The sequence below is a fragment of the Brevundimonas sp. ZS04 genome, from assembly GCF_001956865.1.
Classification (GTDB): Bacteria; Pseudomonadota; Alphaproteobacteria; order Caulobacterales; family Caulobacteraceae; genus Brevundimonas; species Brevundimonas diminuta.
Map to the genome: position 1 here is coordinate 265,151 of NZ_MTHE01000001.1, position 14,986 is coordinate 280,136.

The 14,986-nt window shown below is 66.8% G+C and carries 17 protein-coding genes; all 17 read right to left on the minus strand.

The genetic code is table 11. The annotated features are described in order from the left end of the window. Nucleotides 1-13: 13 nt before the first annotated feature. The 17 genes from trbE to BJP32_RS01345 all read right to left on the minus strand — a co-directional run bounded on the left by trbE (nucleotide 14) and on the right by BJP32_RS01345 (nucleotide 14,939). Nucleotides 14-2,452: a conjugal transfer protein TrbE gene (gene trbE, locus BJP32_RS01270; RefSeq protein WP_003165143.1), complete on the minus strand. Its 2,439-nt coding sequence runs from the start codon at nucleotides 2,450-2,452 to the stop codon at nucleotides 14-16. After that, nucleotides 2,446-2,703, minus strand: a complete 258-nt coding sequence (locus BJP32_RS01275; protein WP_003165144.1) for a VirB3 family type IV secretion system protein — start codon at nucleotides 2,701-2,703, stop codon at nucleotides 2,446-2,448. Before BJP32_RS01275 ends, trbE begins: the two co-directional genes overlap by 7 nt. Then, on the minus strand, nucleotides 2,700-3,020 hold the full coding sequence (locus tag BJP32_RS01280; RefSeq protein ID WP_003168646.1) for a TrbC/VirB2 family protein: 321 nt from the start codon (nucleotides 3,018-3,020) through the stop codon (nucleotides 2,700-2,702). The genes BJP32_RS01275 and BJP32_RS01280 overlap by 4 nt, the downstream gene beginning before the upstream one ends. After that, a complete protein-coding gene (gene trbB, locus BJP32_RS01285) occupies nucleotides 3,017-3,982 on the minus strand; it encodes a P-type conjugative transfer ATPase TrbB (RefSeq protein WP_003165146.1) in 966 nt (321 codons plus the stop codon). The genes BJP32_RS01280 and trbB overlap by 4 nt, the downstream gene beginning before the upstream one ends. 38 nt (nucleotides 3,983-4,020) lie before the next feature. After that, nucleotides 4,021-4,422 (minus strand): CopG family transcriptional regulator, encoded by a 402-nt coding sequence (locus BJP32_RS01290; protein WP_076222610.1) that lies wholly within the window; start codon nucleotides 4,420-4,422, stop codon nucleotides 4,021-4,023. Nucleotides 4,423-4,621: 199 nt separating this feature from the next. After that, complete coding sequence (locus tag BJP32_RS01295; RefSeq protein WP_232623933.1) at nucleotides 4,622-5,656, minus strand: serine hydrolase; 1,035 nt, start codon at nucleotides 5,654-5,656, stop codon at nucleotides 4,622-4,624. 158 nt (nucleotides 5,657-5,814) lie between these two features. After that, nucleotides 5,815-6,090 (minus strand): HU family DNA-binding protein, encoded by a 276-nt coding sequence (locus BJP32_RS01300; protein ID WP_003165149.1) that lies wholly within the window; start codon nucleotides 6,088-6,090, stop codon nucleotides 5,815-5,817. Nucleotides 6,091-6,171: 81 nt separating this feature from the next. After that, nucleotides 6,172-8,157: a conjugal transfer protein TraG gene (locus BJP32_RS01305; protein ID WP_003165150.1), complete on the minus strand. Its 1,986-nt coding sequence runs from the start codon at nucleotides 8,155-8,157 to the stop codon at nucleotides 6,172-6,174. Nucleotides 8,158-8,329: 172 nt separating this feature from the next. Then, nucleotides 8,330-8,761: a hypothetical protein gene (locus BJP32_RS01310; RefSeq protein WP_003168651.1), complete on the minus strand. Its 432-nt coding sequence runs from the start codon at nucleotides 8,759-8,761 to the stop codon at nucleotides 8,330-8,332. Between the two features lie 18 nt (nucleotides 8,762-8,779). Further along, nucleotides 8,780-10,759: a relaxase/mobilization nuclease RlxS gene (gene rlxS, locus BJP32_RS01315; RefSeq protein WP_003168652.1), complete on the minus strand. Its 1,980-nt coding sequence runs from the start codon at nucleotides 10,757-10,759 to the stop codon at nucleotides 8,780-8,782. Nucleotides 10,760-10,888: 129 nt separating this feature from the next. Further along, nucleotides 10,889-12,004, minus strand: coding sequence for a TIR domain-containing protein (locus BJP32_RS01320; protein ID WP_003165154.1), 1,116 nt, complete (start codon nucleotides 12,002-12,004; stop codon nucleotides 10,889-10,891). 344 nt (nucleotides 12,005-12,348) lie between these two features. Next, nucleotides 12,349-12,498, minus strand: coding sequence for a hypothetical protein (locus BJP32_RS17280; RefSeq protein WP_158043285.1), 150 nt, complete (start codon nucleotides 12,496-12,498; stop codon nucleotides 12,349-12,351). Between the two features lie 80 nt (nucleotides 12,499-12,578). Beyond that, nucleotides 12,579-12,734: a hypothetical protein gene (locus BJP32_RS17460; protein ID WP_003168654.1), complete on the minus strand. Its 156-nt coding sequence runs from the start codon at nucleotides 12,732-12,734 to the stop codon at nucleotides 12,579-12,581. A 237-nt stretch (nucleotides 12,735-12,971) separates the two neighbouring features. Next, nucleotides 12,972-13,592: a lytic transglycosylase domain-containing protein gene (locus tag BJP32_RS01330; RefSeq protein WP_223850733.1), complete on the minus strand. Its 621-nt coding sequence runs from the start codon at nucleotides 13,590-13,592 to the stop codon at nucleotides 12,972-12,974. 29 nt (nucleotides 13,593-13,621) lie between these two features. Continuing rightward, nucleotides 13,622-14,194 carry a S26 family signal peptidase gene (locus BJP32_RS01335; RefSeq protein ID WP_076222614.1) on the minus strand — a complete coding sequence of 191 codons (573 nt, stop codon included), beginning with the start codon at nucleotides 14,192-14,194 and terminating at the stop codon, nucleotides 13,622-13,624. Then, nucleotides 14,187-14,435, minus strand: a complete 249-nt coding sequence (locus tag BJP32_RS01340) for a helix-turn-helix domain-containing protein (protein ID WP_003169778.1) — start codon at nucleotides 14,433-14,435, stop codon at nucleotides 14,187-14,189. Before BJP32_RS01340 ends, BJP32_RS01335 begins: the two co-directional genes overlap by 8 nt. 174 nt (nucleotides 14,436-14,609) lie before the next feature. Next, the gene (locus BJP32_RS01345; RefSeq protein ID WP_076222615.1) at nucleotides 14,610-14,939 is read right to left on the minus strand and encodes a DUF736 family protein; all 330 of its coding nucleotides are present in this window, start codon (nucleotides 14,937-14,939) and stop codon (nucleotides 14,610-14,612) included. Nucleotides 14,940-14,986 lie beyond the last annotated feature (47 nt).

Here is a 14,986-nt window from a genome sequence, read left to right on the forward strand (position 1 = left end):
TCGGCTCCTTCTGCTAGTTGAATGGCGCGGCTTCAGCCGCGCCGGGAAAATCGCTGAGGAGGTCGGCGGCCCAGGCAAGGCCGCGCTCGCGCAGGAAGGCCGCGCCGAAAGCGTCGGGCCCCGGTGCTTTCAGGAGGTCGTCGATCAAGGCTTGCGTCGCGGGGTCGGACGCGCCGCAAAGCGCGAGCGCGACCGGGCCGAGTGCAAGTTCGAACAGCCGGTTTCCGCCGCGCGACTGGAGATAGTAGTGCCGCTTGGGCGTCGCCCGGGCGATGAGTTCCACCTGACGCTCGTTCAGGCCGAAACGTTCATAGGCGGCGCGGGACTGCGGCTCGACGGCCCGGTCGTTCGCAAGGAAGATGCGTTGCGGGCAGCTTTCGATGATGGCCGGCGCAATGCTGCTGTCGGCGATGTCCGCCAGCGACTGCGTGGCGAAGACGACGCTGACGTTCTTCTTTCGGAGCGTCTTCAGCCATTCGCGGATGCGTTGGGCGAAAGTCGGATTATCGAGATAGACCCAGGCTTCGTCGAGGATGAGCAGGGTCGGACGACCGTCGAACCGGGCTTCCAGGCGATGGAAGAGATAACTCAGCACGGGCAGGACAAGGCTGGGCGTGTCCATCAGGGTTTCGGTCTCGAAACACAGCACGTCGGTGAGCGTCAGCCGGTTTTCGGCGGCGTCGAGCAGTCGTCCGAACGGACCTTCCAGCGTCCACGGCGCGAGCGCGGATTTCAGCGCCTGGGATTGCAGCAGGACGGACAACCCGGTCAGGGTGCGCTCCTCGGACGGCGCGCTGGAAAGGCTCGTCAACGCCGACCAGAGCATCTCCTTCAGCTCCGGCGTCATGATCAGCTTCTCATGGCTGAGAAGTTCGGCGATCCAGTCGGCGGCCCACGCGCGTTCGGCGTCGTCGTCGATGTCGCGGAGCGGCTGGAACGCCAGCGCGTCCCCCTCCCCGAGCGCGATATGGTCGCCGCCCATCGCCAGCGTCGCCGCCCGCGCCGACAGCCCCTTGTCGAAGATATAGATCTGCGATCCGGCGTAGCGGCGAAACTGTAGGGCGAGCAGCGCCAACAGCACCGACTTGCCCGCGCCGGTCGGTCCGACGATGAGCATGTGGCCGACGTCGCCGACATGGGGCGACAGCCTGAACGGCGTCGCCCCGCTCGTCTCCGCATAGAGAAGCGGCGGGCCGTCGAGATGGACGTTTCGAACGGGACCGGACCAGACCGCCGATAACGGCATGAGGTGGGCGAGGTTCAGCGTGTGGACAAGCGGCTGACGGACGTTGGCGTAGACATGGCCGGGGAGGCTTCCGAGCCAGGCTTCGACGGCATTGACGGACTCGCGGATGCAGGTGAAGCCGAGCCCGTTGACGATCCGCTCGACGACGCGGACCTTTTCTTCGGCGGCACCGCGATCGACGTCGGACACGGTGACCGTCGTGGTCAGATAGCCGAAGGCGACATGGTCGCCGCCGAGCGCCTGCAAGGCGAGGTCCGCATCGACCACCTTGTTGTCGGCGTCGGTGTCGGTCAGCGGGACCGGCTCGTTGGTCATCACCTCGCGCATCAACTGCGCGATCGACTTGCGCTTGTTGAACCATTGGCGCCGGATCTTGGTCAGCGTCTTGTTCGCCTCCGTCTTGTCGAGACAGATGAAGCGGGTCGCCCAGCGATAGGCGAAGTCCTGATGATTGAGCGCGTCGAGCAGACCGGGACGGGTCGCGTTGGGAAAGCCCAGGATCGTGACGGTCCGCAGATGCTCGTCGCCCAGCATCGGCTCGATGCCGCCCGACAGCGGGGTGTCGACGATAAGACCGTCCAGATGCATCGGCGTCGACGGAGCGGCGACCAGATGGCGCCGCGTCGAGATCGTCGCGTGAAGAAATGACAGCGTCTCCGCATCGTCCAGGCCGCGCACCACGGGCATGAAACCGGAGAGAAGGTCTAGGACGCGATCGGTTTCGGCGACGAATGCCCGCAGTTCCTGACGCCAATCGCGACCGACGTCCGGGGTGTCCCGCTCCAGAAGCGCGCGCTCCGCGCGATTGACCTGATCGGCGGGCGGCAAGTAGCAGAGCGTAAGGTGATAGCGGCTCTCGAAATGCTGCCCGCGCCGTCCGTCGAAATGCGCCCGCCGCTCCTCATCCACCAGCCAGGACGCCGCATCGGGAAAGGCGCTGTCAGGATAACCGAGCGCTTCGGCGCGCACCGCATCGAAGAACAGCGCCCAGCCCGAGCCAAGCCGGCGCAAGGCGTTGTTCGCCCGCGCACAGACCGAAACCAGTTCGGCCTCCGTCGCGGATTCGAGATCGGGACCTCGAAAGCGCAAGGTGCGCTGGAACGCCCCATCCTTGTTGAGGACCACGCCGGGCGCGACCAGGGCCGCCCAGGGCAGATGATCGGCGAGAAGGTCGGCGGTGCGACGGTATTCTTTCAGGTTCAGCATGACCACCATCCCTTCTGCCGAAGGTGGCGGACGCCGACGGCGGCGAAGTCCGGGTCCCGCTTGGCGGCGAAGACCGCGAGGCTGTGTCCGACGAGCCAGATGATGAGGCCGGCGACCCACTGTTGGAGACCGAGCCCGATCGCGGCGGCCAGCGTCCCGTTGAGGATCGCCACGCCGCGCGGCGCGCCGCCGAGCAGGATCGGTTCGGTCAGCGCGCGATGCAGCGGAACCTCGAAGCCCTCGACGTTCATGCGATGAGCGCTCCGCCGCCGAAGGAGAAGAAGGACAGGAAGAAGCTCGACGCAGCGAAGGCGATCGACAGGCCGAACACGATCTGGATCAGCTTGCGGAAACCGCCCGAGGTTTCTCCGAACGCCAGGGCGAGCCCGGTCGTGATGATGATCAGAACCGCGACGATCTTGGCGACCGGCCCCTGAACCGACTCCAGCACCTTCTGGAGCGGTTCTTCCCAGGGCATGCCGGAGCCTGCCGCGAGAGCGACGACCGGGATCAGGACCCCGGCCAGGACGACCGAGGCGGACAGGCGCGGATTCACGGTAGGCGTCATGGGAGTTCTCCTCTGAGAAGGGCTTTGAGCTGAGGGGGATTGAGGTCGGTCACGGCGTAGGCGCCGTCGCTGTCGAGGCCCGACACCTCGGCGACGGTCTCGATCCGCCGCCCGACCCCGCGACCGCGGATGAAGACGACGAGATCGATCGCTTCGGCGATCAGGCGGCGCGGCACGGTGACGACGCCTTCGGCGACGAGCTGTTCGAGCCGGTAAAGCGCGGCGTGCGCCGAGTTGGCGTGCAGCGTGGCGATCCCGCCCGGATGGCCGGTATTCCAGGCCTTGAGCATGTCGAGCGCCTCGGCGCCCCGCACCTCCCCGACCACGATCCGGTCGGGCCGAAGGCGAAGGGTCGAGCGCACGAGTTCGGCCATGCCGACCACGCCGGGCCGTGTTCGCAGCGGGACGGTGTCCACCGCCGCGCATTGCAGCTCGCGGGTGTCCTCGATGAGGATGATCCGTTCGTCGAGCCCGGCCATTTCGGCGAGCAGCGCGTTCGCGAATGTCGTCTTTCCGGACGAGGTGCCGCCGGCGATCAGGATGTTCTTGCGATCCACGACCGCACGTCGAAGGACGTCGGCTTGAACCGGCGCGAGCATCCCGTCCGCGATATAGTCGATGAGGCGATGGACCTTCACGGCGGGCTTGCGGATGGCGAAGCAGGGCGCCGTGGCGATCGGAGGGAGAAGGCCTTCGAACCGTTCGCCGCCGCTCCCGTCGGGCGACGTCGGAAGTTCGGCCGAGACGATGGGCGCGTTCGGATGGACCTCCGCCCGGACATGATCGGCGACGAGACGGACAATCCGTTCAACGTCCTGCGGCGTCATTCTCACGCCGGTGTCGGTGCGGCCTTCACCCAGCCGATCCAGCCGCAACGCACCATCCGGATTGACCATGATCTCGATGACCACGGGATCGGCCAGTGCTTCGGCGATCGCCGGCCCCATCGCCGTGCGCAGCATGGCGCGGCGTCGACCGAAGGTGACGGGGTTGGCGCCGGTCACGCCGCGTCCTCCTGGACGGTCAGCATGTCGCTCGTCTCAGTCCCGGCGATCCGCCGTCCGACCTGATCGATGAATTTCTGGAATCGTTCGCGCCCGATCGCGCGGGCGGCCGCATCCGGCTCGGGAATCTGCGCGGTAAGGCTGAACTGGAAGCTGAGGAAGAACGAGACGCTTTCCAGCAGCACGTTCATATCGCGGGCGAGACGCCGCTGATCGGCCGCCATCCGGTCGAGGCGCGGCTTCAGCAGCTCGTCGATCTCGCGCATTCCGCGGCGGCGGAAATGCTCGCGCAGCGCGCCGGCGACGATGGCGGATTTTGACGTCCCCGGTCCACGCGCGAGCCGATCGAGCTCGGCGGTGAGTTCGTCGTCGAGATACACGTGGTGGCGCGGCTTCATGCGCGTTCCACCGGGGCAGGAAGCCGGCTGGCTTGGGCGCCTTTGGCACGATTATTCATGAGCCTCGTCCGTCGGCCGTCGCGACGCGCGACGGGTCGACAGCGAAGATCAGACGAGGCGGCTCAGGCCGTTATCCCCGTTATTCTCACGCAAATGCACGGACGCAGTCGATGACGGCGCTTGTCATCATCCGCATTACTCAACCCTGGCAGCCACCTGCTGCGACTTCTGCGTCAAGGACGGATTTCAGGATCGCCTCCGATCGCCTCTGGCCATAGCCTCGGCCATAGGCGGAGGACGTGACCGCTGTCACGAGACGACAGGACGGGACGACGTAGATCTTGTTGCCCCCGTTCCCTGATGCGAACGAAACGGCAATGTCAGTGTCGGCGATCCGATAGGTTTTGCCGTACCAGAAATAACCATAGCTATCGGCGTAAGGATCGTCCGCCGCGATGTTCACCTTTGGCGCCAACATCTCGGCTATCCATCGCTCGCTTACGACCTGGCTATTTCCTGACCGCCCGCCGTTACGCACCATCTCGCCGATCGACGCCAGACCACGCGTCGTGAGCCAGAGATTGCCCTGCCCTTTCGTGACGCCCGCCGCGTCATCATCCCATCGCCAGCGCGCGACGCCTAACGGCGAAAACAGGTGGAGATCGGCGAACGCGCTCATTTTGGCGCCCATCGCCTCGGTGACGACGACGCCGGCCGTGTAGGCGGTCACGGAATTATAGCGATATCGCGAACCCGGAGGGTCGGCCTGCGGAACAGCTAGGACAAAAGCTAATGGATCGGGCGCGGCATCCATCCGATCCTCATTTCCGGGCGAGGCAGGGTCTTCGTCGAAGGCAGCCAAGCCCGACCGCATCGTCAGCACGTCGGCCAAAGACGCGGCCCCGATGGCGCTCCCCTCAGCGGCAGACCAGTATTGTGACACCGTGTCGTTCACCGAGCGAACCGCCCCGTCATCGATTGCGATGCCGAGGACCAGCGCCGTCACGCTTTTTCCGGCGGAGCGAACATCGTGAAGCTCCTCCGGCGTCGCACCATTGTAATAGCGTTCAGCGACCGACTGCCCGTCGCGCAGCACGACGACGCCTCTAAGGTCGGGATGCTCGTGTCTATCCCATTGCGCGAGGACAGCGGCGAGATCGGCCTTGTCGGCCGAACCCGTGTCCGCCGAAGCGACAAGGGCGGCAGCCATTCCTAAACCTGTCAGTACCTGCATCCACCCCCTCCGAAGGGCTCAGTATGTCCGGCACGATAGGCGGCCCCGGAAGATCGAACAATGAAGCAGCGCACGGGATCAACTCTCGCAAACGGGTTATTCAGCCCACGCAATCATCATTGGCGGAGCGCGCGCACATGGCGCGCGCTCCGTTGAGATCAGCCGTTCAGCTTATCCTTGACCGCTTTCGCGGGGCTGAACGTCAGCTTCTTGGACGCCGCGATCTTGATCGTTTCGCCCGTCGCCGGATTGCGGCCTTCGCGCGCAGGGCTATCCTTCACCTTGAACTTGCCGAAGCCGTTCAGTGCAATCTCGCTGCCGCCAGCGGCCGCATCGGCGATCGCGGCGAAAACCGCGTCGACGATTTTGCGGGCGTCGGCTTTCGAGGTCCCGTGCTCGGCCGCGATCTTGTCGGCCAGGTCGCTGTTGTTCATTGCTGTCTCCTGAGCGTTGTAGAGGCGCATCGCCTAGCGTGACGCACCGCCGCCGTCACCTGGGATCTGAGTACGCCAGGCCTAGAAATCGGGCAGCAGGTCGTCTCCTTTGCCCGTCGCCTCATTCATCGCGTGAGCGCGCGAGACATTCCTCAGCGCCGTCAGCGCGCGCCGGTCCAGCGCCGGATCGCCGTCGTCCTCGCCGGTCGCAGCCGCGTCGTGGACCTCGGGCTCCTGCGTCGCCTCGGCGCCTTCCTCGGCAAGGCCCGGATGCCGTTGCTGCTGGAGACCGCCCTCTTCTGCGATCGCCGCGATCAGTTCGTCCTCGTCCGGAGAGACGAGCGCGACATGCGGTTCGCGCACCTGACCGCCCCAGTCGTCGGAACGCGCAGCGGGGCGGTCGGCATACCCATCGTCTGCGAGTTCCGGAGGCCGCAGAACCCGTGATTTGAAGTTGCGGTCCTCATAGTAGCGCAGCTTCTTCGCCCGGATCGGCGCGAGGCCGGACACCATCACCAGTTCGTCGGCCGGCGGAAGCTGCATGATCTCCCCGGGCGTCAACAGCGGGCGGGCCGTCTCCTGTCGGCTGACCATCACATGGCTGAGCCAGGGGGCGAGGCGGTGGCCGGCGTAGTTGCGCTGGGCGCGCAGCTCGGTGGCGGTGCCGAGCGCGTCGGATATCCGCTTGGCGGTCCGTTCGTCGTTCGAACTGAAGGCGATGCGGACGTGGCAGTTGTCGAGAATGGCGTTGTTTTCGCCATAGGCCTTGGAAATCTGGTTGAGGCTCTGCGCGATCAGATAGGCGCGAATGCCGTAGCCGGCCATGAAGGCGAGCGCGGTCTCGAAGAAGTCCAGTCGCCCTAGGGCGGGAAACTCATCGAGCATCATCAGCAGGTCGTGTCGCCGTCTCTTCTGCGGATCGCCCTCCAGCCGTTCGGTCAGGCGCCGTCCGATCTGGTTGAGGATCAGGCGGACAAGGGGCTTGGTGCGGCTGATGTCCGACGGCGGAATGACGAGGTAGAGCGAGACCGGCGCCGCTGCGTCCACAAGGTCGGCGATGCGCCAATCACAGGCCGAGGTCGTCTCCGCCACAACCGGATCGCGGTAGAGGCCGAGAAACGACATCGCCGTGGACAGAACGCCGGACCGCTCGTTCTCCGACTTGTTCAGCACCTCCCGCGCCGCCGACGCCACGACCGGATGAACCATCGGATTTTCAGGCGCGCCGAGATGGTTGGTCTCCATCATCCGACGCAGGGTATGGGCGAAGCTGCGCTGAGGATCGGACAGGAAACTGGCGACGCGCGCGAGCGTCTTCTCCTCCTCCGCATAGAGGACGTGGAGAATCGCCCCGACCAGCAGGGAGTGGCTGGTTTTCTCCCAGTGGCTGCGCCGTTCGAGCGCCCCTTCCGGATCGACCAGGATGTCGGCGATGTTCTGAACGTCGCGCACCTCGTCCGGACCCTTGCGGACTTCGAGCAACGGATTGTAGCGCGCCGAGCGGGGGTCGGTCGGGTTGAACATCAGGCAATGCGAGAAACGGGCCCGCCACCCCGCGGTGAGCGTCCAGTTCTCGCCCTTGATGTCATGAATGACCGCCGAACCCGTCCACGACAGAAGGGTGGGCACGACCAGGCCGACGCCCTTGCCAGAACGGGTGGGCGCGAAGGCCATCACATGCTCGGGACCATCGTGGCGCAGATAGTCGCCGTCCTTGACGCCGAGGAAGACCCCGGACGGCTGCATCAATCCGGCGCGCGCGATCTCGCTGTGCGTGGCCCAGCGCGAGGAACCGTAAGTCGTCACCTTGCGGTTCTGCCGTGCGCGCCAGAGCGAGCCGGCGATCGCGGCCGCGCAGGCGAGGAAGCCTGACGCCCCCGCCAGCAGCCCCGCCCGGTCGAAGACGTCGGGCGCATAGGCCTCGTAATGGAACCACCAGCCGAACAGCGCCCAGGGACGATAGACCGGGACATCGAACAGGGTGAACATCGGCGGGCCGAGTTGCGGTTGATGGCCGAGCATCGCGGCCGCCCATTGCGTCGCCGCCCAGACGCCGAGGGTCACCATGGCGAAGCAGACGAGGATTTGGCCGACGAGAAGTTTGGTAGGGGTCACGGTGTTTCTCCGCCGCCGGCCAACGCGCGCGCGGGCGGCGAGGCGAGACTCCCGTCATGCGGATCGAATCGTTAGACTGCTTATCCGCATTCAAGCGCACGGACGCGCCAGGCTGCCCATCCGGTCAGGAACCGCGCCTCGCGATTGCGAGGTCGCCGTCTACGATCTCCAAAAGCCCGGCAAGCGCCGCGTGCGCGGCGGCGGGGGCGAAACAGACAGGAGAGCCAAGAAGAGACGGATAGCGCAGTTCCTGCCTGGAGTGGGGAGCGTCGAGCACTTCGATCAAGTGAGCGATGTCCCGTGGTATCGGGGCTGACGCCCCGTTTCGCACGACTGTCGTCATGGCTCTTTCAAGACTATGGCCGACCGACGACATCAGCCACGCCTCCTCGCCGTCGACACGCAGAATCTGGGCCTTGAGCGCCAACTCAAGGGCATGGGCGATCAAGTGCCAGTAGGAGCGCAGATCGGCCCGCTTTCCCAAGACGACGCCTGCCGCCTCGGCATAGTCGCGCGCCAACGCCAGGTAGGCGCCCGCCCTCTTGCAATCACTCATCAGCACATCGCCTCCTGCCTAGGTGATCGACGGCCCGCCCCGCCCACGCCCGATCGTCCAGTTGACGCCGTCACCCTTCATCACGCCCGACACCGTCCGGCCGACATGGCGGTCGAGAACCGGCCGCCAGGGCACGAGGGTAAATTCGCGGGACTTCTCGATCAGCGCGACGCGCCCCGAGGCCAGATCGACCGGCCGACGATAGACGCCCTCGATCCGGTCGCCCGACCGGCTCTCGACATAGCCCAGACCGAGTTCGTCCGAGAGGGTCCCGGCGATGCGGCTCATCTCGCGCCGCCTGAGCTGGGCGAGCATGTCCCGACGATAGACCATCTTGCCCTGATCCTCCTCGGCCAACTGCTGGCCCACGAGCCAACGCATCCGGCGGGCCTTCGTCTCTGCGATCTCCTGCCCGAACCCCGCGTCGCGCGTCGCCTCGGGCGCGGATGCAACCAGTTGGCGGTCGAGCCAGGTCGCACCGTCGAAAGTAGCCTGCCGTTCGAGCGGGATCGTGGAAAGCCTATCGACGGCCACCGGCGCGGCCTTGGCGCGCCCGGCCTCGAACGCCGCCGCCCGCGCGACATGGTCGGGCGCGATCGACCAGCGGCCGTCGGCTTCGCGCTCGACCCCGGCGCCGGCCTTGCGCATGGCCTCGAGCCGGCGAACGTGCGTCTCGGCGAAATCCTGCGTCGCGGACGCGTCGTGACGGAGATGAAGGTCGACGCTGTAGCGGCCTCCGTTCGCCGCCGCGATCTCGGCGACGGTGCGGTCGGCGGCGCGGGCGCCCGTGGGCGTCGCTCGGATGCGCACGACCGCGCCCGTCGGAAGCGTTTCCGTCGCCTCGCCGCGTCCGATGTCGACATAGTGGACGCGGCCGTCGGCGGCGTCGACGATCAGGTAGTGACGATCGTTGAGTTCGTCGGACAGGCCGCGCTCGATCACCCGTCCGACGATCGGCTGCATCGAGGACGGATCGGCGATCACCGCGTCCAGACCCGGACGTTCGACGCCATGGGCTGTGAAGGCGCGCTGCATCGTGCGGATGATGTCGCCGCGTTCGCCCATACGCCGCAAGGTCTCCTCGCAGTCCGGCGCAAGCGCCCAGCGCCCTGCCCCCAGCTCGCGCGCCAGGCCGAGACGGCCGAGCGTCTGCAACCGGCCAGCCCGCAAGGTCTGCTGGAACGGATCGCGCTCGAACGCCACGACGACGCCCCCGGCGTCGAGGTCGCGAAGGAGCCGCCGGTCGAGGCTCGTTAGCCGCTCCTGCGACACCTCCGCACCGAGCCTGTCTGTGATCTCGATGTCGCTGCGCGGACCCAAGTCGAGCGAGACGAGTTCGGCGGCGCGCTCGCGCATCCCGTGCGAGAGATAGTCGCGGGCGATGACGAGGTCCTTCCCGTGATCGTCCTTTCCGCGCACGATGATGTGGGTGTGCGGATGGGCGGTGTTGAAGTGATCGACCGCGACCCAATCGAGCTTCGTCCCGAGATCCTTTTCGACCTGCTCCATCAGGCGGCGCGTCAGGGATTTGAGATCGTCGTAGGATGCGCCGTCCTCGGGCGAGACGATGAAGCGCATGTGGTGCCGGTCGCCGTCCTGACGATCGAGAAAGGCCCGGCGGTCGGCACTGTCCGCATCCGCCGAATAGAGCCGGCCCGGTCCCCCGTCGCGCGTCGTTCCGTCACGCTCGACGTAGCGTAGGTGCGCGCGCGCCGGAGCGAATCCCTTGGGACCGTCGAGGCGCACGATGCGCGACTTGATGATCACCCGGCGCTGACGCAGCGCCGAGAAGCGGTCGCGTGAGGCGAGGACGCGGCCAACGCCTGCGCCGCGTCCGATCCGCGCCCCAGAGAAACCCCGCCTGCCCCATCCAGACGCTGCACCGCCGCGCGCCAGATTCGCCGCCTTCACGACGCGGCCGACATAGCTGCGACCGCGCGCCTTCCCGAGCGAACGGATGCGGCCTAGGCGCGGCTCAAGATCGTCCTCGTCGGACACAGCGTTAAACTCCGGCTAAGTCGAACACTCCCTATCGCCCCCGCCGGGCAAAACCGAAACGACACCTACATGCGTTCGAACGCACGGAAGCGTTTGACCCAGGCGAAATTTGCATCGCCGACTAGGCGCTCACGAAATGAGACCTTCACGCTCAAGCACCTGGCGGACATCCTCGAAGGCGGCCGAGATGCGGCCTTTAGGGTATCGAATCTGGCCCAATCCCTGAATGTTGGAGAATTCCTCGCATCCCTCCTCCAACATGACGATGCCGCGGGTGAATCCGAGACGTCCCTGGAACAGACCGACTTCATGGATGACATTCATCCTCGCCTGCATCGTGCCCTCAGCGGTTTCATCTTCAGCGGTCATGATGATGAAGGCGAAGGCGGCGGCGTCGAGCATTTCGGCGAGCCGGGCGATGTTTGTCACGCCAGCCACGGGCACCCGGTTAAACTCATCCGCAGGCAGATGAAGGCGGTCTTGGATGAAGTCTTTCAGCTCCCGCCATTGGGGCGAACGGCCGTGGCCGAGGAAGATGTTCGTTCCCACCCGGTCCACGCGGCGTGTCTTCCGAGCGTTCCGTTCCATGTGGGAGGCAGCCTGCCGCACGATTTCGGCGGCCTCCCGGCCGGCACGGAACACGGTGGCGATGGCCGTGATCTCTCCGAGCAACGCGATATGCGCCGGCGTCAATACGCCGCCAGCGGCGGCCTCGGAGTCTCGCGTCATATACTGACCGCTCGGCTGCCAGGCTTGAGCGGCTTCATGCGCTGAAAAGACCTTCACCTTTTCGAGGTCGGTCTTGAGCTTGGCGAGATAGGTGTCATCGCGTTCGGAAAGCGCGCTGGAAAGGATGGATATGGCCTGGCTTTTGAGCCGTTCGAAATCTCGCTCGATGATGCTGGCGCGATCGGGCAGTTCACCGAGCGAGTCATATCCGGCTTGCCCGAATATGTACCGACGGACAGCGTCGCGACCATACTGCACCCATCGGCCTGTCGTTCCGCTCAAGCCGCTCCCGCGTACTCCCCACTCGCTGTCGAAGCGTGCTCCGGGCTCAGCCTCAAAGCCTTCCTGGTACGTTCGAGCGTGATAGCCAATCCACGATCCGGAAAAGACTTCATGCACAGCGTTGCACGCGTCGCCGATCGCCTGGATCGATTTCCTTACCTCCGGCTCGTCGCTGACCGCCGCGATCTTCTCCAAAGCATCAACGACGGCAAACAGTTCTTCGACTTCAGACAATGAAAATCCCCCAACACGTCGCAGCCATCCCTACTCACGGCGGAGCTTAGATCAACACCGCCATGAGCTCACCCCGCGCTTAAGAGCCATGGCGCCGTCGGAAACCCAGCAGTTGCGGGCTTGTGGCGCCCTATGGCGCCATCGCGCCGAACATGGCGCCATTTCTCTTCTGAAAAAACGATGTGCAGACAATCACTTGCAGCGCCATCCCGAAGAGATGGCGCTGTTGCTTTATCTTGCCATAGCCTCCCCTTCCTCCTGCGCCCTCCCCAGCAGCCCGCACGGCTCCTTCCCCGTCCGCGGCACCAAGGGAAGCAACGCCGAAGCGCCGCCTCTCCGCTGGATCAGCCTCGCGCTTGTCTCAACCGCGCCTTGATGACCTCGATCTTCCAGTCGAGCGATACCCTCATCAGCATGAGAAGATAGAGATCGTCATTGATGGCGCTTCGGCGCCGAGCGCTGCGCGTCGTCCCGAACTCGGCTTCGAGCGCCATCGCATCGGCCTCCATTTCGGCCCGGCCCTTCAGGAGCCGGGCGAGTTCGCGCCGGTCTTCGGCGCGGTCGCAGGGGCTCATCACCCCTGCTCCAGAAGCTCGAGCGACGCCGTTTCGAGCATCGCCCGCTGGGCTTCAGCGGCTTCCAGTTCGGCCGCGATCTGACGCAGTTCGCGCGGATCAAGGACGCCCCGAAGCTCGGCGCGCAGTTCTTCGATATGCTGTTCCAAGGTCATTTGAACCTCCTGTCGAGTGAAAGACAGGGGTCGTTTCCGGCGCGGGGCGGGCCGGGTCAGGGACCGCGAAGCGGCCGCGCAGCGGCGATGGGGGAAACGATTTTTCCCGGCGCGCCCGGCGTTCGATCGGGAAGGCTGACGTCTGTCCGCCGGGAAAAATGGTGGGGCCCCGTCGTCCTTGAGGCGGTCCGCCCCGCGCCGGATGATGGGCGAGTCTGAGCGGACATCCCCCTCGCCTCACGGACGCTCGTCCAGCGGTCGCCGCACCGCGAACAGACTGTCGGACGCCATCCTGTCCGGCGGGGCGGAGGTCGACGCCGCCGGTCGGGTGAGCGCGAAGAACAGGCTCTCGCCGGACAGGATGGCGGGCGGCATCTCGGGCGTCGCAGGCCCGCGGGCGAGCTGGGCGATATAGGCGCGCGTCTCGCCGGGAAGCGGCCGCCCGGTCGCCAGATGCTCGACGTAGCGGCCAGGACCGGCGTTGTAGGCGGCGAACAGGCCGGGATAGCCGAAGCGGTCATGCATCAGCTTCAGATAGGCCGTCCCCGCCATGATGTTGTCGCGCGGATGGTGCGGATCGGACCCGAGTCCGTACCGCCGCCGTATCGCGGCGTAGGTGCCGGGCATCACCTGCATCAGGCCCATCGCGCCTGCGCGCGAGACGATCGGACGCCCGTCGAGATGGGTCCGGCCGCCGCTTTCGGCGCGCATCACGGCGGCGATCCACGCCTCGGGCACGCCGAACCGGCGCGATGCTTCGCGGATCAGCGGCGTCCATCGCGCGACGGCGGGCGGGATCGCGACGGCAGCGACCGGGGCGGCGGGCGCCGGGTCGGCGACGGCGGGCGCGCCGGTCATTCCGAGCACGAGCGCGAGCGCGACGCGCTTTAGCGCAGCCACAGCGGGGTCGCCTTTCCGATCACGGCGGCGCGCGGGACGGGTCCGAAATAGCGTCCGTCGAAGGAGTCCGGCGCGTCCATCAGCAGGAGGACCGCCCCGTTCTTCAGGCGGCGACATCCGCGCCACCAGGGCAGCGGTCGGCCGAGCCGGTCCGCCTCGCGGCGGGTCGCGACGAGGCGGGCGTTCACGTAGATCCACGGCCCGAGCGCGCAGACGAGGTCGCCGTCGGCGGCGGCCACGCGCTTGAGCAGCGGCACGTTCATGGGCAGGTAGCGGCGCTCGGCGGCGAGGCGGCGAACGCTCGCGGGCGGCGACGCCAGCACCATGTCGCCGACGCGAAAGGGCGCGCGCGGATCGATGCGCCAGAGGCCGACCGGCGCGCTGGCCGAGGCGTTCCAGACGAGGCGCGGCGCGGGCCGGACGCCGAAATCGAGCGCAGCGGACAGGCCGACGAGCGTCGCCCCGGCGGCGGCCGCGCCTAGCCAGCGGCGCGCCCGGCGGTCCGCGGCGCGGCTTCGCGCCAGCCAGCGGACGAACGGGAACGGGGCGCGATCAGACATCGAACCGCCCCCGCACCTTGCTGCGGTTGGTCAGCGACCAGTGGTCGAGATCGTCGATGTGATAGCGGACATAGCGCCCGTGGCGGCGGGCGCGCGGCCCCTCGCCGCGCCCGCGCATATTGTCGAGGGTGCGGCTGTCGAGGCCGAGATACCAGGCGGCCTGCGCGGTCGAGAGAAAGGGGCTTCCCTTGCGGGCGCGCGCGGCGCGCGCCACGGCGTCGTCTTCATCCTTGTCGGTCATGTCGGTCTCCTTTCGCGGGCCGGAGCGCCGAAAGGCGGGTCCGGCTGCGCGCGAAGGAAGACGGGATCGACGCCGTCCGGCAGGCCCGTTCAGGCGCCCCCGGCGAAACGTCCGGGGCGCGGACCGAACGCCGGAAAGGACCCCCGCGCCGGTCGGGCGCGGGGGCTGCGACGTTCAGACGACGCTGTTGGGGATGATGGCGAAGACGTCTTCATCATCCTGCCCGGCGGCCTTGCCGAGGGTGGCGTAGATGGGCTGGTCGCCGATCTGCGGGTGGAAGATGCGGACCGAGACATAGGGGCGCTTCGACTCGCGCCCTTCCCGCACCCACGCCCCGCCGAGTTCGCTGGGGCCGGACCAGATGCGGTAGTCGGGCTGGTTGTCGCGCTTCTTCTCCACATTGGGAACGATGGCGATGGGAAGCGGCTGGCGGCGGCCCAGGAGGGCGAGCCCGCCGGCATAGCTGTTGGTTTCGGGGTTCAAGACGACGGTTCCGAGCGACATGTTGCGGTTCCTTTCCGATCGTGCGTCGGGGCCGATCCCCGACGACA